Here is a 22,114-nt window from a genome sequence, read left to right on the forward strand (position 1 = left end):
TTCTTATTCGTCATGATTACTTTTCAAAGCTTTATTCAGAAAACTTTATATTTCGAAATAGTTAACAAAATGAATCGATAATATGAAATATGCAGTGTTTTTTGTAGAGATAAGATTATAAGTATGAAAGAGATATCTATTTTTTCTAAAGGAACGCTTCACATAAAAGAGACATAGCAGGCCATTGACCTTTCCTCCAATTAAATTATTTTGCAGATGAACTGTGAAGGACGTTAGCTTTTTCGAACTTTTACTTATCGACAAGTCACGTAAAGTGCGTAAAATATGAAGCATTTGTGTAGTAAGCGCTTTATCTACAGCTTCTTTTGCATCCTTTTACCCAATTTCAGTGCGCTTTGTTTACATACCCCTTAGGGCATGTTAAAGTTCCCCTATCACATACCTTTAGGGGTATAATTACCAGGAGGGTCAACTCATGACAAAGACGTACAATCCTATTTATTTTTTAGCCGCGCTTGGCAATGGCGGTCTCGCTGTTTCATTCTTTATGTATTTTATGTTTATGGTGCCACATCCGGATACACCCATGGCCACGTTTAACCACATCTTCCCGTATCTGATGAATGGCAGCCTGCTCGTCCAGGCTGGTATCGTCACTGCGGTGATCGGAATGATCTATTTCACGATCCGACACTTCCAGAAGCTGTTCTGGAATCTGTCCGAATGGAAGACATTCAAACAGAGCGATGCGTATGAGAAGATGCGCGGGACAAATGCGGAGGCGAGCTTCATGGCGGTGCCGTTAACGCTCTCGATGACGGTCAATGTTCTCTTCGTTCTCGGCGCTGTCTTCGTGCCGAATCTCTGGAACGTGATTCAGCTGCTCTTGCCCTTCTCATTGGCTGCGTTCGCAGCTATCGGGGTTTATGCCCTGACGCTGTTCATTCCGATGATGACGCGCTTCTTCACTGACAATGGCTTCAAAATGGAAGCCAACAATAACTTCAGTCAGCTGCTTCCGGTGTTTGCCTTTACGATGATCGCCGTTGGTCTTGCAGCACCTGCTGCCATGAGCACGGTCACGTTTGTCTCTGCCACAGGCATGATCCTGTCGATTCTGTTTTTGACCGTTGCTGCCGGGCTTCTCGTCATTCAGGGGACACTTGCACTGGCTTCGATTTTCAAAAATGGCATTGCCAAAGAAGGCAGCGCGACCGTCTGGATCCTGATTCCGATTCTGACGCTGGTCGGTATCACATTCGTCCGGCTTGCTTCCGGGGTATCGCATAACCTGCTCGCAACCGACCCAAGTCCAGTGATGATGTTCATCGTCCTCGGTGCAATTCTTTCGGTGCAGACGTTCGTCGGCCTGTTCGGATATTCCGTGCTCCGCCGTAACGGCTACTTTGCTGAATTCACCAATGGCGAAGGGAAGAGCCCAGGCAGTTACGGCCTCATCTGCCCTGGGGTTGCCTACTTCGTTCTCGGCATGTTTTTCGTGCAGTGGGGGCTTGTCGATACGGGGATTGTTACGAAGTTCTCGCTTACGTATTTCCTCATTCTCACACCGCTCGTTCTGATCCAGCTGAAAACCATTCAGGTGCTCGGTAAACTCAACTTGAAGCACTTTGGAAAAGAAGCTATACAGTCAGACAGCAAACTGTCCGGTCAAACTGCAAAAGCTTCGTAACTAACTGGTCGTTGATTGAAACACATGTTATAAGTAAAACAGGCGACTTCCTCTATTAATATATAAGAGGAAGTCGCCTGTTTTTACATGGGGCGTGAGGATCAACCTTAACAATACAATTGATTTCGAAAGTAAACGTGCTCTTTTTCAACTATGAAAAGGTCCGTTATCAACGCTTGATTTTCTGATACACGTTGAAAAGCGTCTCTTCCTCTCCAACATTACCGGGAAATATGATATATGGTGTATCTGGAAACTTACTATCCGAATCTGGCTTCCAAACTGAAATTCCTTTCTCTATTTGTCCCAACACAAGTGCTCGATAAATATTTAAAGACTTAACAGCTATATCACTGGAGGTTATCCCACCTTTCGATAAAATAAATCTCGGAGGAGTTGATATATTTTTCACTATTTCTACAAGTGCTTCAGAAACACCGACAGAAAATTCTAATTCACTTAGTTCTGTGTTGTCTGGTTTCACATATTCTCTCGAAGTGTAAATACAAACATCATCATTACTTCCTTCGTAAAAATCCACAATATTATTCAACTCTTCTTTTATTGATTCCTTGCTTTTTAAGCTGTTTACATTTAGCTCAATGGTGCTGAGGTTTTTCTCATGATTCATCAGGTAATGAAGTTGTTTGGTTGTCATATCAACGTGAGAACCAACAAGCATCAACCCTTTACGATTGCTTAAGGGAGGCTCCATGAAACTTCTGGCTTTCACCCCTGAAATGATTTTGACGAATGATGCAGCTGTTCTGAATAAATAGTTATGAGAATCCAATTCAAAAAAAGCGATCAGGAAAATCTTCAAATCATTTTCATTTAAAGCATTCACAATAATTCGCTTATAAGATGAATTGGATGTGAGTTTCTTTTTGATTTCCGCTATTTTTTTCATTCTCAATTCTTCAATCGAAATCGAAATTATATCTTGATCGTCTATCTTTCTTTCACTTTTTTCCTTAATATATGAGGGTAGATGCGCATTTTCAAAGCCAAAGGTTTTATCATCTGCAAATTCAGTTTCATTAACAGGAACTAGATACTCACCCTTTTTGATATAGTGCACATCATTGCATGTATAGCGGTTTCCTTCAAAAAATGCCGGGATCAGTATTTCACCTTCATAAACCGGTCTGGCCTTGTATAGGCTTTCTAATTCCAAAGGATAGTGACCTCGGAGCGTTGAATCTCCTCTGCTGATAATCAAATATTTCTTCTCATGGATTCGAGCGATTTTTTCAATCGTTTGGCCGATTTTCAAGTGAAGGATTTCCGTCTGGCTTTCAGTCATCGCTCTGGAATTCGTTAGTATATACACCGTTTTAGACTCTTCCATAAAAACATGATTTATGGCTTTGTCATCATACTCCGTATAAACAGGAATAGAATGTACCGTTTGCGTACCGGTTGGATCATCATCCAATACGATCACCTTATAATCCATTTTATCAATATATTGATCTACTTTATCGTCCAACAGATCATAGATCTCATTATTGCGATATTCACTGATGAAATCAGAATAGAGTAAATGAGTATTCTCGGCCATTATTAATTTACCTCACTTTTTTCAGAAATAGTTTTTTGAAGTCAAAAATTGTGCTAAGAATGAACAATGCAGCTAAAATAATAAACAGCAAACTGAAAGGTCTTGTGAAGAAAATGCCAAAATTGCCATTTGAAATCATCATGCTCTGGACATAAGCGCTCTCAATAATGCCACTTAATATTAAGCCCAAGATCAGTGGGGCAATATCGAAATTATACGTCTTGAATAAAAATCCTAATACGCCGAAGAAGATTCCAAATGCAATGAAAATAGTAGACGAACCAGCAGCGAAGGATCCCGCCAATGCGATGATACCAATAGCAGGCAGAAGAAGAGACTTCCTTACTAGAGCAAGTCGGATTAAATATTTAGCCCCAAACAATCCAACTATCAAAAATGCAAAATTCGTTAAAAATGTACTAATAAATATGACATTAATTAGCTCTTGGTTATCCCTGAATAACAATGGTCCAACTGGTAAACCATGAATCAGAAAAGCACTCAACATGATTGCCGTAAACTGGTCGCCGGGAATCCCTAACGTGATCGTCGGAATTAATGTACCACCAACTGTCGCATTATTTGCACTCTCTGATACTGCAATTCCTTCTTCAGATCCTTTCCCGAATTGTTCAGGCGTTTTAGATACTTTCTTTTCCATGTTGTATCCTACAAATGCTGCAATGCTTCCGCCGGCTCCAGGTAAGAAGCCAATAAAAGAACCAACGAATGATCCCCTCAGCCACGTTTTCCATAATTTCTTAACTTTTGACCAGCCAGGGAGAACGACTTTCACTTTGTCTGATTTATTTCTTGGGGGATCAATTTGCGGATTGTTGATGTGATCAATGATTTGGCTGATCGCAAATAAGCCAACCACCGTCGGAATTAAAGGTACACCAACACTTAAAATATCGGCTCCAAAGTTATACCTGAACGTACTGAAAAGGTCGACCCCCACCGCTCCAAGCAATAAACCAATCATCGTTGTGATGACACTTTTTAATTTATCTTCTCCTAAAGTAATCACAGCAATTAAACCAAACAATGCCAGTGAAAAATATTCCGGAGAACCAAATTGTAGTGCCACTCTTCCCAATTGAGGTCCTAACAAAATCAACATCGTTGCACTGAATATTCCACCCATTACAGATGAGATGGTCGCTAAACCAATCGCTTCTCCTCCTTTACCGGCTTTGAAAAGAGGATACCCATCAAACGAAGTACAAATAGAGCCTGGAGAACCTGGAACATTGATTGCAATTGCCGTCAGAGATCCCCCATAGACGGTTCCCCCGAGCATGCCGATAATAAATACAAAAGCTGTTTCAGGTGCTAAACCATAAGTGAATGGTAAAAGAAGAGCGAGAGCGAGCGTACCAGTCAACCCAGGCACCGCACTGAAAAATGTACCAATTACTGCACCTAAAAATAATGCCAGAATCACTCTGTAATCCAAAAAACGATTAAAGCACTCAATAGATTTTCAATCATTAATTATTCCTCCCACTAGTATTTATAAGATGCATTAAAACAAAACCCCAGCCGGGAGGTATATCCCTAATATTGAGAAAAAGAAAAATATAATGGTAACGATAATAATTGGAAAAACAAACGTGTCGAAGACTTTCTTCTCATTCACTTGAATCATCAAAGCAAACACAATGGTCAAAAGTGTTCCTGCAATCAGGAAACCTAAATATGGCAACACTAAATAAAATAGAATAATTGCAGCAATTGTAACCATTGTCTTCACTGTGATCTTGTTCGGAATTTTATTTTGTAATTTGTATTCAACATAAAACTGCTTTATGAGAAGAATAGTTGAAGATATAATTAACAAAATTGAAACAAACACAGGAAATGTTGCGGATGTAGCATAAAGATGTTGGGCATCCTGATAATTTAAACCTTCAACAAGGAATATCACACCAAACAAAAGTATTGCTGCAGAAAAAATCTTCTCTCCCAAATTTATTCGCCCCCTAAAGGTTTTCTCCACTTTGTAATAAACGATTTCATCGAAAAAATACGTTCCAGAATTTAAGGAACCACCTTTTATAGTGGAGAAGAAAATTGTCATCAATTTAATCCACTATAAAAGATGGGTAAACGGATCAAAAATCCTTATTATTCAACTTTCTCAAGAAGTTGAGTCATGACATCCAACCTGGAATTCAACATTTCCTTCGAATCTTCTCTGTTCATATATTGAGGTGACAAGTTGGACTCTTCAGCAAAATCCAAATACGTTGGACTATTATAAGCGGTTTCAAAAAGATCGTCTAAATACGATAAGCTCTCTTCTGGTGTTCCTGCCGGTGCAGCAATCATTCTGAAACTCCCTGCATCGATATCCATTCCATACTCTTTGATGACAGGTGTATCAGGCATTTCTTCATTCTCCTCTTGAGAGAATATAGCCAAAACTTTCATATCTGACCGACTGGCAATTTCAGGAACATTGGATATGGTAGCGTCAACATTTCCTCCTAAGACCGCCGCAATTCCTTCTGCCCCCCCATCAAAAGGGATATGATCAAAAGTATTGTCCAAATTTGCTTCTTCTTCTAATTGCATAGCTGTTAAATGATCATTCTGACCCAATCCATCATTGGCTATGCTTAGTTTACGTTCATTTGCTGTTTCAATAAAATCATCAAGGTCTTCCCATTCGGAATCTGCATCTACAGCTATCACAGCCGGATATTGAGACATCAGAGCAATCGGTTCAAAATCATCCAGTGTAACATTCGCCTCATTGGCTGAGTGAATAAGTATATCGGCTGTCAGTACGGTTAACGTATACCCGTCTGACTCGGATTGCCTGGCTTCATTCCAACCCACAGCACCTGCTCCACCCGTTACATTTCTTACTAAAAATGAAGCGTCCGTCTCTTCTTCTGCTGCTTGCAGAAATTGTCTTGCTGTAATATCAGTTCCACCACCAGAAGACCAGGTGACGATTACGTCGATATCTTTTTCGGGATAATTCTCAGATGACTGTGATTCTGCATTATCATTGCAAGCTGCCAGTAATACTGCAGACACGACCAATAAAGACCCAATTGCTTTTTTCATTTATATTCGCTCCTTTTGATTTAAGTTTTATACGATTAAACTAGATGATTTCATTCAGAGTTTAACTTTTCTTTTTAATTCATTAATTGCACTTTTAGCACCATTGATAATGAATCCCTGATCAGAGCTAATTGCGATATATTGAAATCCTTTTTCTATTAATCTTTCAGCTTCTGAAGTATCACTCGCAACTGTGCCTAAGGCTTTTCCATATTTTTTGGTAATTGAAATGATCGTTTCGATTGCATGAACAACATTTGAATCATTTACGTCTCCAGGAACATTGAATGCTTGACTTAAATCCATTGGACCAATAAAGACCACATCTATATTGTTTACGGTCAAAATTGCTTCGAGATTATCAAGCGATTCTTTTGATTCACAATGAATGACTGTTAAGGTTTTATCATTACTGTTTTTGATGAATTCCTTTTTATTGATTAGATTGTAATTTGCTGCCCTGTGAGAAGGGGCAAAGCCTCTTGATCCAGCTGGAGAGTACTTCACTGCATCAATTACTTTTTCCGCATCTGCTTTTTTATTCACATTAGGAACTTGTACTCCTACCGCACCAGAATCTAAAAATTGTAAAATATCAGTTTTGGATGTATCTTTCGTGCGAATAATCGTACTTAAGCCTACATTTTCTGAAGCTCTAATAATATTCACAATATTTTCTTTGTTCATGGCGACATGTTCATTATCGACAACGGCAAAATCAAAATCCAATAATCCTATTATTTCTGCTGAACTTGGATCTGTCATTTTAATAAAAGTTCCAAAAAGCACCTCCCCACTCTTTAACCTTTGCCTCAAACCTAATTTCATCAAAAAACCTCCTTTTATTTTGTCACCCTATATACATAAGCAAGTTCCATGCCAAAATAAATGATTTCTTCGAATTTTTTTCAATGCCGATTAAACCGCTTTCAAAGATAGGAACAAATTTCTTGGTACTGCATCTGACAACCAAGAAATGAAACAGGTTGAAACATGAACGTTTCAACCTGTTTCATTTATTCAAATACCTCCAAAGAGTCGTTCGGCTTATGCCCAACTCCTCGGCGGTTATAGTTTTATTATAATTATTTTTTTCCAATGACTCTTTTATTTTTTCTTTCATCGAAAATTCTTTCTTGTCTTCTGTCACTTCATTTTCAAGAACTAAACGGACGTCTTCATTAAATATTTCTTCTTTACAAATCACCGTCAATCTCTCACAGATATTCTGAAGTTCTCTTACGTTCCCTTCCCAATATGCGTCTTGCAATCGCTGCAATGCCCCATTTGATACCATCATTTTTTTATTATTTTCTTTTGCAAACTCTTGTATGAATTTCGATGCTAGTAATGGAATATCTTCCGGTCTTTCATTTAAAGAGGGTATTCGAATATTCAGGACATTCAACCTGTAAAACAAATCGATTCGAAATTCATTTTTACTGCTTAACTTTTTAATGTCCTTATTTGTTGCTGCAATGACTCTGATATCAACTGGAATGACTTTATCATCGCCCAACTTCATTACTTCCTTTTCTTGAAGTACTCTCAACATCCTGCCCTGAAGATTTATAGGCATTTCACTTATTTCATCAAGAAAAATAGTCCCTTTATGAGCTAATTCAAAGACTCCTTTTTTGCCTCCTTTGGTAGCACCCGTAAATGCGCCTTCCGCATATCCAAATAATGTACTTTCTAAAAGGGACTCATTAAATGCAGCACAGTTAACAGCCACAAAAGGTTCATCACATCTACTACTATGGTTATGAATACTTTGAGCAAACATTTCTTTACCTGTTCCGGATTCACCTTCCAAGAGAATATTAGAATTTGTTTCACTGAATTTCATCGCTGTTTGAATTGTCCGATTCATAGAATCGTTTTCTGAATGCAGATCGTGAAATTGGATCTTTGCAACATGACCTTTCAAATGCAATTTTCTTCTTATGATATTTTCCTGATACTCGATTCCTGAAATATCTTGAAAATTCAGTACCACCCCAACTTTTTTATTCTGCATACTTATGAATCTGGTGTTCAACAACAAATTCTTATTATTGATTTTAATGACTTCCTGGTCCGTTTCCCTTTCTTTCAATGCATATGATTTAAGTTCTAAGATTTCTTTCGTTTTAACATCTGAAATATTTTTACCAATGATTTTAGTATTTTCTTTGATGGCTAGAAGATTCATGGCAGCTTTATTGAAAAGCGTAATAGTACCTGAATTATCAATTGCTAAAATACCTTCATGGGCACTGCTGATAATAGTCTTATACTTCAGCGTTTCTTCTTTTTCTTCTCTATGAAGTATTGCTAATCGTTTCGCTTCAGTTAGAGATTGCCAAAAAGATTCTTTTGAGGTTTTGATTAATAATGTATTTAACCCTTTCGACAATGCATATTTACATGCTTTAACTCCTCCTATTATAGTGTCGAATCCTTCTGAGTAGGCACTTTCTACATAATTTTCGCTAAGTTCAAGGCTATCAATAATATACGCCTTAATATTTACACCCAATACTTTTGATAATCCTTCTGCTCCAAAAATCATATTTTGAGAACCGATTACAGCAATGTTCACAGAATTATAATTCTTTTTGGCATCATACAATGTTTCTATTAAATCATTTCCCGAAACCGGTATATCTACGATAGGGACAGCTTTGTTATTTCTTTTAAGAATTTGAGATGTGATCCCCCTGGAAATAATCACATCTGCGTTTGATTGAATTTCATACCCTTTTTCATTTGACACTTCTTCTTCGATTATCTGAAAAGATAAACTCTCTTCATTTCCATAAAACTCATTAAAAGTATTGTGTTCATCGAAAATCAACTTGGCATTCTCTATAAATCCCGCATGAGGAACTGCCAATACAATTGTAATCAAATCAATCCCTCCCGATTATTGATAATAAAACGATCTCATTCATCTCACCCAACATTATTTTTGCATCCATGACGTTTATGACCCGTAAATAAGTGATGGTTATGTTCTTTCACGCTCTATTTATAAATCATAGTATGAAACATTTAGAACAACAAGATGATCATTGAGTTTTCCTGTTATTTCAGAACATTTTATCTTTGGATGAAATGAATTGCTATTTCCCGTTTGCGCCATGATACTTCTTTTGTCATAATCAGGATAACTACGATTGATCCTAACAAAAAGCAGGTGCTGTTATGCTGAACAACATCAAAGACTTCATGACTGATCCAAATAAATTCCCGAAGAGTAAATTAGCACTCGTTCTTCTGCTCATTGCCGCCTCCTGGGCGTCGAGCCGGATTTGGGGACCGGGGAATCTGGTGGGAACCATCATTTTCATCCTGTTTATGATCATTTTTGTTCTTCATATCATGCATCTGATCCAGCAAAAACGATCGGGGAATGACAAACGGCGCACCTGAATGACAGGGGCGCCGTTTTATTATATCGCGTCAGGATGCTTTCTCGATTGAGTTGAAGGAAGTTCGCTTCTCTGACTCGGTGCTGACAAGCTGCCGGTAAATGGAGTCAATCGCGTCTTTAATGACATCGACTTCTTCAGACAAGCGTTTTGTTGCAGTGGTTTGTTCTTCAATGGATGCTGAGATCTCTTCCGAAGTGGATGCGTTCTCTTCGGAGACAGCCGCCAGGTGTTCCATAACCTCGATCAATGCATTCTTCTTATCAATCATCGTTTCTTTCGATTGTTCCAGCGTACCAATCAGATCAAGGGACGTTTTCAGTGACGCTGCGATCTGATCGAAGGAGGATGTGGTCTCTTCCAATGCCTTGTTTTGATTGATGGATAGTTCACGAACATTCTCGACCGAGTTAACGGCACCTTTTGCCTGGTTGGATAATGTACCAATCACGCCGGCAATTTCACTGTTAAAGGTGGACGACTGTTCGGCCAGTTTCCGGATTTCATCGGCAACCACCGAGAATCCGCGTCCGGCTTCACCTGCACGGGCAGCTTCGATCGACGCATTTAAAGCGAGTAGGTTGGTCTGATCAGAAATGCTTGCGATTTGCGAGCTTGCCTTTTCGATTGTCTTGACGCTCTTCTCTGTATTTACGATGACTTCCTGGATCGCCTGGATGGATGAACTGCTTTCTTTTGATTTCTCAATCAGATCATTCAAGGTCAAGATCCCTTCTTCTTTTAGCTCATTGGCTTCTTGATTGACGCGGATCAGTTCTTCTACATATTTCTCGTGCTGATTCAGTATGTCACTCAATTCATGAAGGCTGGTATTGCCCTTATCGGTATTTTCCGCTTGATCAGAGGCGCTTTGTGCTATCTCATGAATCGCGTGAGCGACATCTTCTGAGGTTGAATACAAGTTTTTCGATGTCTCTGCAATGGACTCAGAGCTCTTCGAAGCACTCTTCATCGACATGTTGGCATTGTCGACAACGTCTTCAAGAATGGCTGATTTCTCTTCGGCTGTTGCGGACGTTTCCTGCGACGCCACGATCAGCTTCTCCCCTTGCCAGCAGACAAAGTAAAGGACAGATGACGACATCAAAAAGAGGACATAGATCAATGTTAAGTCAAACGCATCTTCGAATGGAATCAAGTTCGTTGACGATGCATAGATGATCGCAGCCAAACCGATGGCACCGGATAACAAAACGATCTTCCGGTTGAAGTAAAGGAGTGACAAACCGAGGTAAATAAAAATCACAGACCAGGTCACCATGGAAGGCAGAATTGAAATGACGAGAATCGCAATCACATATGATAATATAACGATCATGTATTTTGTTGCCGAACGCTCTTTAAAGGATTGGAACAGAAACAAAATACCGCCTGATACAACAGCTGATATCACCAGGTAGCTGGTCAGTTCGACCCCGCTGATGAAATCATAGTAGCTGAACAACAGTAAAATTGGATACGATAATAAAGTTAAACTGATCAGGATTACGGACAATAATTTTGTAGCATACATTTCATAGGTCGCTTCTTCTCTTGATATCCATTGGAACACTTTATTCATTTTTCAAATATCCTCCTCGATTATAACCCAGAGTATTATATCACGAAAATTTTTAGGTTGGTATTAAATGCTCATGGATTATACAAGGATTTTTATTCATTACCTGATCAGCTATCTGAAGCGGGACTTTACTCACCATCAGGTATGTTCAGACTTCCGTTTGCCCCTGATTGAAGCTGAACGACACGTTCGTCTCTTCCCCTGTCGCCATATTCTTCAGCTGGTACTCATTCCGGGAGACTTCGTCTTCCCCGATCACGATGACATAGGGGATGTTGTCTTTATTGGCCTTATCCAGTGCCTTTCTCAGCTTCTTGCCGGTGAGTTCAAGTTCCACCCTATACCCTTGCCGTCGAAGATCCCTGGCGAGCATCATGGAAGCCTTCGGGGTATTGATCGGAATGATGCAGTAGTCCACAAAGGATTCCTCGGCCTCGTCTGTTTCTTTTGCACTCAGTGCCGTGAAGATCACGTCCAGGCCGAAGGAAATCCCGACGGTGGCAAAGTCCTCCTCACTGCCGATCAGTCCGCCGATGGCGTTGTCATAGCGCCCGCCGCTCCCGATGCTTGAGCGAACGGATCCTTCTTTCATAAACACTTCGTAAATCGTCCCGGTGTAGATATCCAGTCCTCTGGCAAGAAAGGGGTTGAACACGCATTGCTTGTTCATATCCAGTGCCTGAAGGTAGCCTTCCAGCTCCTTCAATTCGTCGAGCCCTTCCTGAACCCGTTTATTTCCTCCACTGAAAGCTGCATAATCGTCATGCGTCATCGTTTTGCCCTTGTCTAAGAAGGCTGCGATGTTCGTCAGGGAATCAGGTGAGAGCTCCAATCCCTGGAGGTCTTTCATGACTACCTCCTTCCCCACCTTGTCCAGTTTATCCAGAATAAGAACCACCGGATTGATCTGTTCCAGATCCGTGCCACAGGTCTCGAGCATGCCCGTGAGGAGCTTGCGGTTGTTGTATTGAATCGTGATGTCGAGACGCATTTTTTCAAAGGCGTCCAGCGCCATCACCATGAGTTCCGCTTCGGCCATTTGGCTTTTCACACCGGCGATGTCCACATCACACTGGGTGAACTCCCGGAAGCGTCCGGTTTTAATCGGCCCGTCCCGGAAGACCTTCCCGATTTCGTACCGTTTAAAGGGCATGCCTATCGCCGGGTTCATCGCTACCACTTTGGCAAATGGAATCGTCAGGTCATAGCGTAACGCCAAGTCCCGCTCCCCGCGATCCGTCAAGCGGTACATTTCTTTTAGAATTTCAGATCCCCCGGCGTATTTGGACGCCATCAGGGACGTTTCGTTCAGGATCGGCGTTTCCAGAGGCTTGCAGCCGTATTGCTCAAAGACTTCTTCCAAAATCCGTCTCACCTTTAATCGCTGCGCTGCTTCCTGCGGTAAATAATCTTTCGTGCCTTTCACATTTTGATAAGCCATCTTTCTCATGATTTAGCCTCCTATTATTCTTTTTTTATAACGACAAAAAACGCCCATTGATTAACAAAGGTTATTAATCAATGGGCGTGCATGATAAATTGTCTTCCTAATGGCCGGTTTTTGACAAACCGCTTAGCAAGACAACGATGTATGATGATGGATTGTTGCGGTTTGGCTCATGCGTGACAGCATGGTGATCACCTCGTGTTTTATAATCTAGCACAGGCGGTTTTGGAATGCAACCGAAGGTTCCGCTGTCAACTCATCGGTTCATTTAAATAAACAACTCTCTTGTAACGAACATATACATCACCACAAATGAACAGCATGATCGCGAAACTCAGGATCAAAATAAGCCACTTCATCCAAACTGGCGCAATGAAAAGGGCGACTGTAAAAGCCTCTTATCCTGTTTCGGCTGTTTCACACCGTCAGGACGGAGATGTCCTGGCTTCCGTATAACCTCAGAATATCCGGCTGAATGTCTTCCGTTACTAAATAGGTCAACACATTCGCCGGAGACACGATGTGGTTGGAGAAGGTGTTTAATTTATCGGACGTGACCATGCTCAGGACTTCATTCGATACGGCCGCCATCTTCCGTTTCACCGCAGCCTCCGCCAGATTCGGCAGGCTGATCCCGATGTTTGCATCAATTTTATGAATGCCCATCACATACAAATCCGCCCGCATATTATTTAACGATTCCACCGTTTCAATCCCGAGGTTGACCATGGATTCCTTGAACAAGCCGCCCCCGATCATGATCACTTCAACTTCACTATGGTTGGACAGCGCCATCGCGATTGGCGGACTGTTGGTAATGACCGTACCTTTATATGAAAGGGGCAGTTGATTGACGAAATTTAAATTGCTGGTTCCCCCGTCGATCAAGAGAACCATATTCTCCTTCACCACTTCCATCGCCTTATTGGCCAGGCGCACTTTAATGTCACTTTTGACGTTTTGCCGGGTATAGAAGTCGACGACCGGCGGGCCGATCCGCAGCGCCCCGCTGTGCACGCGCTTGACCAGTTCCTTGCGGTCAAGTTCCTTCAAATCCCTCCGGATCGTGTCTTCCGATACAGACAGCCGCTGGCTCAAATCACTGGCGATCACTTTTTGTTCCTCGTTTAAAATCTTTAGTATTTTCTGTTGCCTCTCCTGTTTAAGCATGATGCCTCACCCTTCATTTAAATTCGTTTATTTCCTATAGTTTACCATAAACGCGTATACCCGCGCAAAAAATCTGACAACATGCAGAAAAAAGCAATTTTAGTGCAAAAAAACGCAATAAAGGTATTTACATTTGCATGTAATCGTTTTATAATTCAATTAACAGCAAGAAAGCGCACTAACATGCATAAAATAATGCAGAAAGGAGTCTGATATTGCCTGCATTCCATGTTCACTTGGCAAGAAAGGGCTGAAACGCTGCTGTTATCTTCGTAATCAAGCCTGGATGTCAGTAAAATGCTTGTCGTTTCACGTTAAATAAGCGTAAGGAGGCAGAAACATGCAAAAGGAGACTATTACAATCTCTCCATCGATTATGAGTTCAGATTTACTCAACTTGGAGAAGAGTATCAGAGACATTGAACAAGAAGGGATCGATACGTTACACGTTGACATCATCGACGGGGCATTCAGCCCGAGCATGCCACTGGGGATCGATACGGTGAAGCAGCTCCGAAAAATAACGGATATCAACTTCGATGTTCACCTCATGACAAACAATAACGAATTTTTCATCCAGGAGATGATTGATATCGGTGTTGAACAAATCTCATTCCACCTGGAAACGAGCGTTCACGTCGACCGATACATCAACCTGATCCGTAAGAGTGGCGCAAAAGTCGGGGTCGCGTTAACACCGTCCACACCACTTTCGTCACTGGAATATATCTTACCGCAGGTTGACACCGTGTTATTGATGCTGATCAATCCAGGGTTTGCGACAGATAAAAATGAAAATCAGGTCGCATACGCCGTTCAGAAAGTAAATGACCTGAAGAAGCTGATCGAGAAACATGGCCTGAATACACGGATAGAAGTTGATGGCCGGGTGTCTTTAGAGACGATCCCGGGATTAGTGGGTGCAGGTGCCGATATCCTCGTCGCCGGAAGCACAAGTCTGTTCATTAAGGGCAGAAGTCTCGCGGAAAACAAAGTCATTATGGAAGAGAAAATGAATGAAGGACTTTCACAAAGGGAGGAAGTAAAATAATGAGTTACAACGACGTGCAAAACGAGATCAAAGCGGAGCTCTCCAATACGCTCGAGTCTATCGACAATGACAGCGTGGAGACACTGTTAAAAGAAATCAAGCAGGCAGACAAAGTATTCTTCGTCGGTGTCGGCAGAGTGCTATTGTCTTTGCAGGCAGTCGCCAAGCGCCTGGCACACCTCGGTGTCAAGACATACGTCGTCGGTCAGATCACAGAACCGGCCATCACCGATAAGGATTTACTGATTGTCGGCTCCGGCAGTGGTGAATCGGCATTTCCGCTGATCATTGCCAAAAAAGCCAAACAATTCGATGCCAGGGTCGCACATATCGGCGCAAACCCGGATTGTTCGATGAAAGATTATTCCGATCATTTTGTCCGCATTCCAGTGGCGACAAAGTTTAATTTACCGAATGAAACGCCGTCTGTACAGCCGATGACCAGCCTGTTCGAACAGAGCCTGCTTTTATTGGGTGATTCCCTCGCATTGATGCTGGTTCGTGAGCAGAATATTGATATGCACAGTTTGTGGGAGTATCACGCAAACCTCGAATAGACATGCCACATCACCATTACAAAACCAGCACCCGGGTTTCTCGGGTGCGTGGAAAGGAGGAGAACTGATGCAGGCACTTCATTTTGGCGCCGGGAACATCGGAAAAGGCTTTATCGGTTATTTACTCAACAAAACCGGCTATGAGATCTGTCTTGTCGATGTGAACCAGGCAGCCATTGACCGCTTCAACAAGCACAACCGGTATTTTGTAGAAATGCTCGACGATCATCACACCGTCGAAGAAGTTTCCCCTGTCAAAGCTTTGAACAGTCTGACCCAGGAACAAGATGTGATTGACCAGATCGAACAAGCAGATATCATTACAACATCTGTCGGTGTCGATAATCTCTCCCGGATTGCCGGGGTTCTGGCCAAAGGGCTCTTAAAGCGGGTCGGATCAAACAAGAAGACGATTGATGTCATTGCAAACGAAAACGCCATCAATGCTTCTTCTGCTTTACAAGGAGAAATCGAGAAGGTCGTTTCTCCGGAAGAGATGAATTCGATCCTGGCATACACCGGGTTTCCAAACGCTTCGATTGACCGCCTCGCTCTCTCTAAAGAAGGCGAAGAGGAAGAAACGGCGTTAGTGGAGCCGATTTTCGAATGGGTCATTAATCAGAAGGAAGCAAAAAATCATGAACTGCCACCGATTTACGGTGCCACCTATGTGGATGACTTGAAGCCATTTATCGAACGCAAACTCTATTCTGTGAATATGGGGCATGCAGCAACCGCCTATATTGCGAACCTGTTCAATGAACCAACCATCCAAAGCGCACTGGATCAACCGGAGATTGAACGAATGATTCAAGCCACGATGAATGAAACAGCGCAATACTTTATTACCCAGTTCAATGTCAGCCAGGACGACATGGACGCTTATATTCAGAAAACTTTAAAGCGCTTTAAAAACAAAAACATCAGTGATGACATCTACCGCGTTGGCAGAGCCCCGATTCGAAAACTTGGGCATGATGAACGTCTCGTCAAGCCGGCGAGGGAGCTAAAGCGGCTCGGTCTGCCGGTCACTCATCTCACCTGCGTCATTGCAGCCGGGTATCTGTTTGCTCATCCGGAAGATGAAGAAGCGGTCAGATTACAGACCTACGTGCAGGATCACGGGATTGAAAAAGCAGTCAATCATTTCTCTGAAATCGAAGATCAAGAGCTATTAACAGCCATCATTCATTATTATCAAGATCTCGAGCGTCAGAAACAAAGGGCATCAAAACCGGAATTACCGGTGTAGAGAAAGGGGCTTAAAAGACATGCTTAGTACGTATTTAGAAAACACAATCCAGTTGAAAGAGACGGTTTCAAACTGGGAAGAATCCATCCGGATTGCTGCAAAGCCCTTATTGAATCACGGCAATATCAATGAAAGTTATATACAGGATATGATTGGCAACGTGCATGAATTCGGCTCTTATATCGTTATTATACCAGGCGTCGCGATGCCGCACGCTCAGAACAAAGGAGGGGTAAATGCTAACGGTGTATCGCTTTTGAAACTTGAAGAGCCCGTTGTCTACCCGGAAGAAAAAGCTGTGACGGTGATTATCGTCCTCGCCGCCACCGACAGTGACGGACATCTCGATTTAATCGCAGACCTGTCCTCCGTATTGGGTGACGAAGAGATAAAGAACAGTCTCGAACAAGCAACCAGTAAAGACGACATTCTCAGTTTAATCAGACGCGCTGAGTAAGTTGGTTCATGTCAACCTTGTCAAGGGGACGCATAAAGCTGACGAATTCATTGGATGATCGAGTCAGACGTGAATCATTTCAAAAAGAAAGGTGGAAAATGACATGACAAATCAATTTGGTATGGAAGAAAGCAATGCACCAAAATCGTCGTTTCGCGCGAAGATTCAAGCCATGGGCGGCTTTTTGACCAACATGGTCATCCCGAACATCGGTGCATTTATAGCATGGGGTATTTTAACTGCTTTATTTATCGAGACAGGCTGGATGCCAAATGAACACCTGGCGGAAATGGTTGGACCAACCATCACCTACCTCCTCCCGCTCCTTCTCGCTTATACGGGTGGCCGTCTGGTCGGCGGACAACGCGGGGCCGTTATGGGGTCCATCGGTGCCATGGGGTTAATCGTCGGTGCTGACATTCCGATGTTCCTCGGTGCGATGATCGTCGGACCACTGGGCGGTTTGATCATCAAGAAATTCGACAAACTGATTGAAGATCGGATCCGCGCCGGATTCGAAATGCTTGTCAACAACTTCTCTCTCGGGATTATCGGTTTCTTCTTACTGATTCTCTCCTACACCATTATCGGACCGATCATTGAAGGCGCAAATAACGGTCTGACTGTAGCGATTGAAGCCTTGGTTGCAACCGGTTATCTGCCATTGCTGTCATTACTGAATGAGCCGGCGAAGGTACTGTTCCTGAACAATGTTATTGACCAGGGGATCTATTACCCGCTCGGTTTCCAGCAGAGTGCGGATCTCGGAAAATCCATTTACTTTACGGTCGCATCGAACCCGGGACCTGGTTTGGGACTGCTCCTGGCCTTTACATTCTTTGGTACCCAGACAGCCCGTCGTACGGCACCAGGTGCGATCATCATCCACTTCTTCGGCGGGATCCATGAGCTGTACTTCCCGTATGTACTCATGCGACCACTGACACTGCTCGGTATGATTGCCGGTGCCATGTCCGGTATCGCCACATTCCAGCTCTTTGATGCAGGTCTTGTTGCCGGTCCAAGTCCAGGTTCCATCTTCGCTTATCTGGGACTGACGCCGCCAGGGAACTTCGTAGGCATCATCTCCGGTGTTGTCATCGCTGCCGCTGTTTCCTTCGTGGTCACATCTCTGATTTTGAAGTTCACAAGAGGACCGGAAGATGCGGAGAAAGATAATCTTGAAGCATCCATGGAGAAATCCAAAGCGATGAAGGCTGAAGGAAAACAGGCATTTACTTCTTCTGAACAAAGAGATGTAAATGCTGTCAGCAAAATTTCGTTTGCCTGCGACGCCGGTGCCGGAAGCAGTGCATTAGGGGCCACGACGTTCAGGAAAAACCTTAAAAAAGCCAATATCGAAGGCATTGAAGTCAAGCACTACCGCATTGAAGAAGTGCCGACTGATTCAGACATCATCGTCGTCCACAAAAACTTGCTCGACCGTGCGAGACTCACTTTCGAAGACAATGAAATCATTACGATCGAGAACTATATCGGTGATCCTAAACTGGATGATCTCATTGAAGAATTGAAGGAGAAGAAATAAGCAGCAGAATCGATACACGAGAACATGCCGGTAAAAGGGGGATCTGACACACTCCCCCTTTTACCGTTTGTTGTATCAACCGTACCTCAGAAAACTAACGATATGGAGTGGTAAAGATGCAAACTGCAGAACATCAAACGATTGAAAGGTTATCCATCAACACGATCCGTACCCTGTCCATTGATGCCGTTGAAAAAGCGAATTCCGGTCACCCGGGGCTTCCGATGGGCGCAGCGCCGATGGCGTATCAGCTCTGGACAAAGCATATGAATCATCACCCGAAAAATCCTGACTGGTTCAACAGAGACCGGTTCGTCTTATCTGCCGGTCACGGGTCGATGTTACTTTACAGCCTGCTGCATGTTTCCGGCTACGACTTAACCAAAGACGACCTGAAACAGTTCCGTCAATGGGGCAGTAAAACCCCCGGGCATCCTGAATACGGGCACACTGAAGGCGTGGAAGCGACTACCGGACCCCTCGGCCAGGGGATCGGCATGGCTGTCGGGATGGCCATGGCCGAACGCCATCTGGCGGCAACATTCAACAAACCGGATTTCGATCTCGTTGATCATTACACCTACGCCCTATGCGGGGATGGCGATCTGATGGAAGGTGTCGCTTCAGAAGCCGCTTCACTGGCAGCACACTTGAAACTCGGACGGCTGATTGTCCTCTACGATTCCAACGACATCTCTCTTGACGGCGATTTGAACCGCTCGTTCTCGGAGAACGTCGCTGATCGTTTTTCATCCTACGGCTGGCAGGTCCTCCGTGTGGAGGACGGGAATGACCTGAATGAGATCGATCAGGCCATCACAGCAGCCAAACAAAATCTTGAACAGCCGACGATGATCGAAGTGAAAACGACCATCGGTTTCGGTTCACCAAACCGCGCAGGCTCATCGGCCGCCCACGGAGCTCCGCTTGGTAAAGAGGAAATCAAACTGACAAAAGAAGCCTACGGCTGGCCCTATGAAGAAGATTTTTTCGTTCCGGACGAAGTCTATGCACACTTCCAATCCGACGTGATCGAAGCCGGAAAACAAAAAGAAGCGCAGTGGCAACAACTGCTGTCGTCCTACGAAGAGAAATACCCGGAAGCGGCCAAGCAGTTTCGTAACGCCATCACCGACACCCTCCCTGAACAATGGACGGAACAACTGCCGTCCTACGAAATGGGCACCGACCCTGCGTCACGTGCTTCTTCAGGGGAAGCCATCAACGCCATCGCCAAAGCCGTGCCGCACTTTTTCGGAGGTTCCGCAGATCTCGCCGGATCCAACAAGACGACGATTAAGGACGTCGGGGACTTCACCCCCACTGACTATGCCGGACGTAATATCTGGTTTGGTGTCCGGGAGTTTGCCATGGGGGCCGCACTGAACGGCATGACACTGCACGGCGGAATCAAGGCATTTGGAGGTACATTCTTCGTATTCTCGGATTACCTTCGTCCAGCCATTCGTCTCGCTGCCTTGATGAACTTGCCTGTGACCTATGTGTTTACCCACGACAGTGTCGCCGTCGGGGAAGACGGCCCGACCCATCAACCTGTGGAACAGCTGGCTTCCCTCCGGGCCATGCCGAATCTCAACGTCATTCGTCCGGCCGATGGCAATGAAACGTCCGCCGCCTGGGAAGTGGCGATGACAGCCACTGAAACGCCGACGGCTCTCGTGTTGTCGAGGCAGAATCTCCCGACGATTGAAGGGACGAAAGAAAACGCCCGTGACGGCGTCAAAAAAGGAGCATATGTCGTCTCCGCACCGGACGCAGAAGAACCGGCAGCCCTTTTGTTGGCAACTGGTTCAGAAGTGAAGCTCGCCATCGATGCAAAAGAGGAACTGGCGAAAGAAAACATCCCGGTCTCTGTTGTCAGCATGCCATCCTGGGATCTCTTCGAAGCCCAGTCAAAAGCGTATAAGGACTCCGTCCTCACGCCTAAGGTCAAAACCCGCCTGGCCATTGAGATGGCCGCATCCCTCGGTTGGGACCACTATACAGGTGAACACGGCGCCGTGCACTGTATCGACGGATTCGGTGCCTCCGGTGCCATGGACAAAGTGCTGAATGAATACGGCTTTACAACAGATCAGATCGTTACCAAAGTCAAAGGGTTACTTCAATCTGAATAACTGTCCTGGAGCGTATTTAACGCTCTCAGGCAGTTCTTCAAAAGCAATAGCCGAAAAACAACTGAATCTTAACGTTACGTTTTAGAAAGGCTCTACTACATTATCAGGAGGTTTTTATCATGAAATTTTTTGTTGATACAGCGAATCTGGAGGACATTAAGCGTGCGAATAAAATCGGTATCCTGGCTGGGGTCACGACCAACCCATCCCTGGTCGCCAAAGAAGGGGTAAAATTCGAAGATCGGGTCGAAGCGATCTGTCAGGCTGCGCCCAAGTTGGAATCGGTCTCTGCCGAAGTGACACCTGATGCGTTAACCGCTGAAGACATGATCGCCCAGGCGGAAGAGCTGATCAAGATTAACGATGGCGATGAAAAAATCACGATTAAAGTACCCATGAACCTGGCGGGCCTTGAAGCATGCCGCTACCTTACCGAAAAAGGGGTCAAAGTCAACGTCACCCTGATTTTCACTGTCAATCAGGCACTTCTCGCAGCCCGCGCAGGTGCGACGTACGTCTCCCCGTTCCTCGGGCGTCTCGATGACATCTCAGAAGACGGCGTACAGCTTCTCGAGAAGATTGCCGAACTGTTCCGGCTTCATCAGCTCGATTCACAAATCATCGCCGCCTCCGTCCGCCATCCGGATCATATCACCCGGGTTGCCATGGCAGGGGCAGACATTGCCACGGTGCCATTTAAGCTGATTGATCAACTGACGAAACACCCGCTTACCGATCAGGGCATTGATAAGTTCGCAGCCGACTGGCAAAACGCCATTAAATAGAGTCAGACGGTTTCTGACAAACACAAAACCCTCCCTGCACCGATTTTTTTCGGATGCAGGGAGGGTTTGTTTTCATTCTTTACCCGATATTCATCGGGATTCCGGACAGGTAGAACAGATACCGTCCGGCGAATTCACCGACCAGGATGAATCCGACGGCGAGTCCTGTCAGGTACACCGGGACCATCACGAGCTGCACGACAATCGCGGCTTTTTTCATAATTTGTGGAATATCAGTTTGATCTTATTGGTAACCTGCACTGATTTCTGCCAATTCAACAATCGTTGGAACCGTAATCAATGGTAACCCTAAATGAATGACGTTGAGTATCTTCTGTTTTATATCCAACTGGATTCAAAGAATTTTCAATGCATATCCACGCTTACGTTTCACTTATTACACCAACACACCAT

Annotated in this window: 19 protein-coding genes; 9 read left to right on the forward strand and 10 right to left on the reverse strand. The window is 43.8% G+C overall.

The window, feature by feature from the left end:
• Positions 1-436 precede the first annotated feature (436 nt).
• Positions 437-1,651: a TsoY family (seleno)protein gene (locus tag BBEV_RS10960; protein WP_069365511.1), complete on the forward strand. Its 1,215-nt coding sequence runs from the start codon at positions 437-439 to the stop codon at positions 1,649-1,651.
• 169 nt (positions 1,652-1,820) lie between these two features.
• Here the strand turns inward: BBEV_RS10960 and BBEV_RS10965 are convergent, their stop codons facing one another.
• From BBEV_RS10965 to BBEV_RS10990, 6 genes are all read right to left on the reverse strand, one after another.
• On the reverse strand, positions 1,821-3,215 hold the full coding sequence (locus BBEV_RS10965) for a four-carbon acid sugar kinase family protein (RefSeq protein WP_069365512.1): 1,395 nt from the start codon (positions 3,213-3,215) through the stop codon (positions 1,821-1,823).
• 7 nt (positions 3,216-3,222) lie between these two features.
• Positions 3,223-4,662 carry a tripartite tricarboxylate transporter permease gene (locus BBEV_RS10970; RefSeq protein WP_198154987.1) on the reverse strand — a complete coding sequence of 480 codons (1,440 nt, stop codon included), beginning with the start codon at positions 4,660-4,662 and terminating at the stop codon, positions 3,223-3,225.
• An 81-nt stretch (positions 4,663-4,743) separates the two neighbouring features.
• Entirely contained in the window at positions 4,744-5,298 is a 555-nt protein-coding gene (locus BBEV_RS10975; protein WP_069365514.1) for a tripartite tricarboxylate transporter TctB family protein, read from the reverse strand.
• Positions 5,299-5,345: 47 nt separating this feature from the next.
• On the reverse strand, positions 5,346-6,296 hold the full coding sequence (locus BBEV_RS10980; protein WP_069365515.1) for a tripartite tricarboxylate transporter substrate binding protein: 951 nt from the start codon (positions 6,294-6,296) through the stop codon (positions 5,346-5,348).
• 54 nt (positions 6,297-6,350) lie between these two features.
• On the reverse strand, positions 6,351-7,124 hold the full coding sequence (locus BBEV_RS10985) for an HpcH/HpaI aldolase family protein (protein WP_069365516.1): 774 nt from the start codon (positions 7,122-7,124) through the stop codon (positions 6,351-6,353).
• 184 nt (positions 7,125-7,308) lie between these two features.
• Positions 7,309-9,189: a sigma 54-interacting transcriptional regulator gene (locus BBEV_RS10990; protein ID WP_069365517.1), complete on the reverse strand. Its 1,881-nt coding sequence runs from the start codon at positions 9,187-9,189 to the stop codon at positions 7,309-7,311.
• Positions 9,190-9,485: 296 nt separating this feature from the next.
• Here BBEV_RS10990 and BBEV_RS10995 point away from each other — a divergent pair, with 296 nt between their 5' ends.
• Complete coding sequence (locus BBEV_RS10995) at positions 9,486-9,713, forward strand: hypothetical protein (RefSeq protein WP_069365518.1); 228 nt, start codon at positions 9,486-9,488, stop codon at positions 9,711-9,713.
• 30 nt (positions 9,714-9,743) lie between these two features.
• Here BBEV_RS10995 and BBEV_RS11000 read toward each other — a convergent pair whose 3' ends face one another.
• From BBEV_RS11000 to BBEV_RS11010, 3 genes are all read right to left on the reverse strand, one after another.
• Entirely contained in the window at positions 9,744-11,294 is a 1,551-nt protein-coding gene (locus BBEV_RS11000) for a methyl-accepting chemotaxis protein (RefSeq protein WP_069365519.1), read from the reverse strand.
• A gap of 148 nt (positions 11,295-11,442) precedes the next feature.
• Positions 11,443-12,744 carry a histidine--tRNA ligase gene (locus BBEV_RS11005; RefSeq protein WP_069365520.1) on the reverse strand — a complete coding sequence of 434 codons (1,302 nt, stop codon included), beginning with the start codon at positions 12,742-12,744 and terminating at the stop codon, positions 11,443-11,445.
• A gap of 414 nt (positions 12,745-13,158) precedes the next feature.
• Positions 13,159-13,911 carry a DeoR/GlpR family DNA-binding transcription regulator gene (locus tag BBEV_RS11010; protein ID WP_069365521.1) on the reverse strand — a complete coding sequence of 251 codons (753 nt, stop codon included), beginning with the start codon at positions 13,909-13,911 and terminating at the stop codon, positions 13,159-13,161.
• 340 nt (positions 13,912-14,251) lie between these two features.
• Here BBEV_RS11010 and BBEV_RS11015 point away from each other — a divergent pair, with 340 nt between their 5' ends.
• From BBEV_RS11015 to fsa, 7 genes are all read left to right on the forward strand, one after another.
• A complete protein-coding gene (locus BBEV_RS11015) occupies positions 14,252-14,962 on the forward strand; it encodes a ribulose-phosphate 3-epimerase (RefSeq protein WP_069365522.1) in 711 nt (236 codons plus the stop codon).
• The gene (gene hxlB / locus BBEV_RS11020; RefSeq protein WP_069365523.1) at positions 14,962-15,519 is read left to right on the forward strand and encodes a 6-phospho-3-hexuloisomerase; all 558 of its coding nucleotides are present in this window, start codon (positions 14,962-14,964) and stop codon (positions 15,517-15,519) included. The genes BBEV_RS11015 and hxlB overlap by 1 nt, the downstream gene beginning before the upstream one ends.
• Before the next feature lie 67 nt (positions 15,520-15,586).
• Positions 15,587-16,771, forward strand: a complete 1,185-nt coding sequence (locus BBEV_RS11025) for a mannitol-1-phosphate 5-dehydrogenase (RefSeq protein ID WP_069365524.1) — start codon at positions 15,587-15,589, stop codon at positions 16,769-16,771.
• A gap of 19 nt (positions 16,772-16,790) precedes the next feature.
• Positions 16,791-17,228: a PTS sugar transporter subunit IIA gene (locus BBEV_RS11030; protein WP_069365525.1), complete on the forward strand. Its 438-nt coding sequence runs from the start codon at positions 16,791-16,793 to the stop codon at positions 17,226-17,228.
• Positions 17,229-17,331: 103 nt separating this feature from the next.
• Positions 17,332-18,777, forward strand: coding sequence for a PTS mannitol transporter subunit IIBC (locus tag BBEV_RS11035; protein ID WP_232318160.1), 1,446 nt, complete (start codon positions 17,332-17,334; stop codon positions 18,775-18,777).
• Between the two features lie 116 nt (positions 18,778-18,893).
• Positions 18,894-20,915, forward strand: a complete 2,022-nt coding sequence (gene tkt, locus BBEV_RS11040) for a transketolase (protein WP_069365526.1) — start codon at positions 18,894-18,896, stop codon at positions 20,913-20,915.
• Positions 20,916-21,034: 119 nt separating this feature from the next.
• A complete protein-coding gene (gene fsa / locus BBEV_RS11045) occupies positions 21,035-21,700 on the forward strand; it encodes a fructose-6-phosphate aldolase (RefSeq protein ID WP_069365527.1) in 666 nt (221 codons plus the stop codon).
• 79 nt (positions 21,701-21,779) lie between these two features.
• Here the strand turns inward: fsa and BBEV_RS17410 are convergent, their stop codons facing one another.
• Entirely contained in the window at positions 21,780-21,920 is a 141-nt protein-coding gene (locus BBEV_RS17410; protein WP_157100970.1) for a hypothetical protein, read from the reverse strand.
• Positions 21,921-22,114: the final 194 nt, after the last annotated feature.

Source organism: Salisediminibacterium beveridgei (genome assembly GCF_001721685.1).
Taxonomy (GTDB): domain Bacteria; phylum Bacillota; class Bacilli; order Bacillales; family Salisediminibacteriaceae; genus Salisediminibacterium; species Salisediminibacterium beveridgei.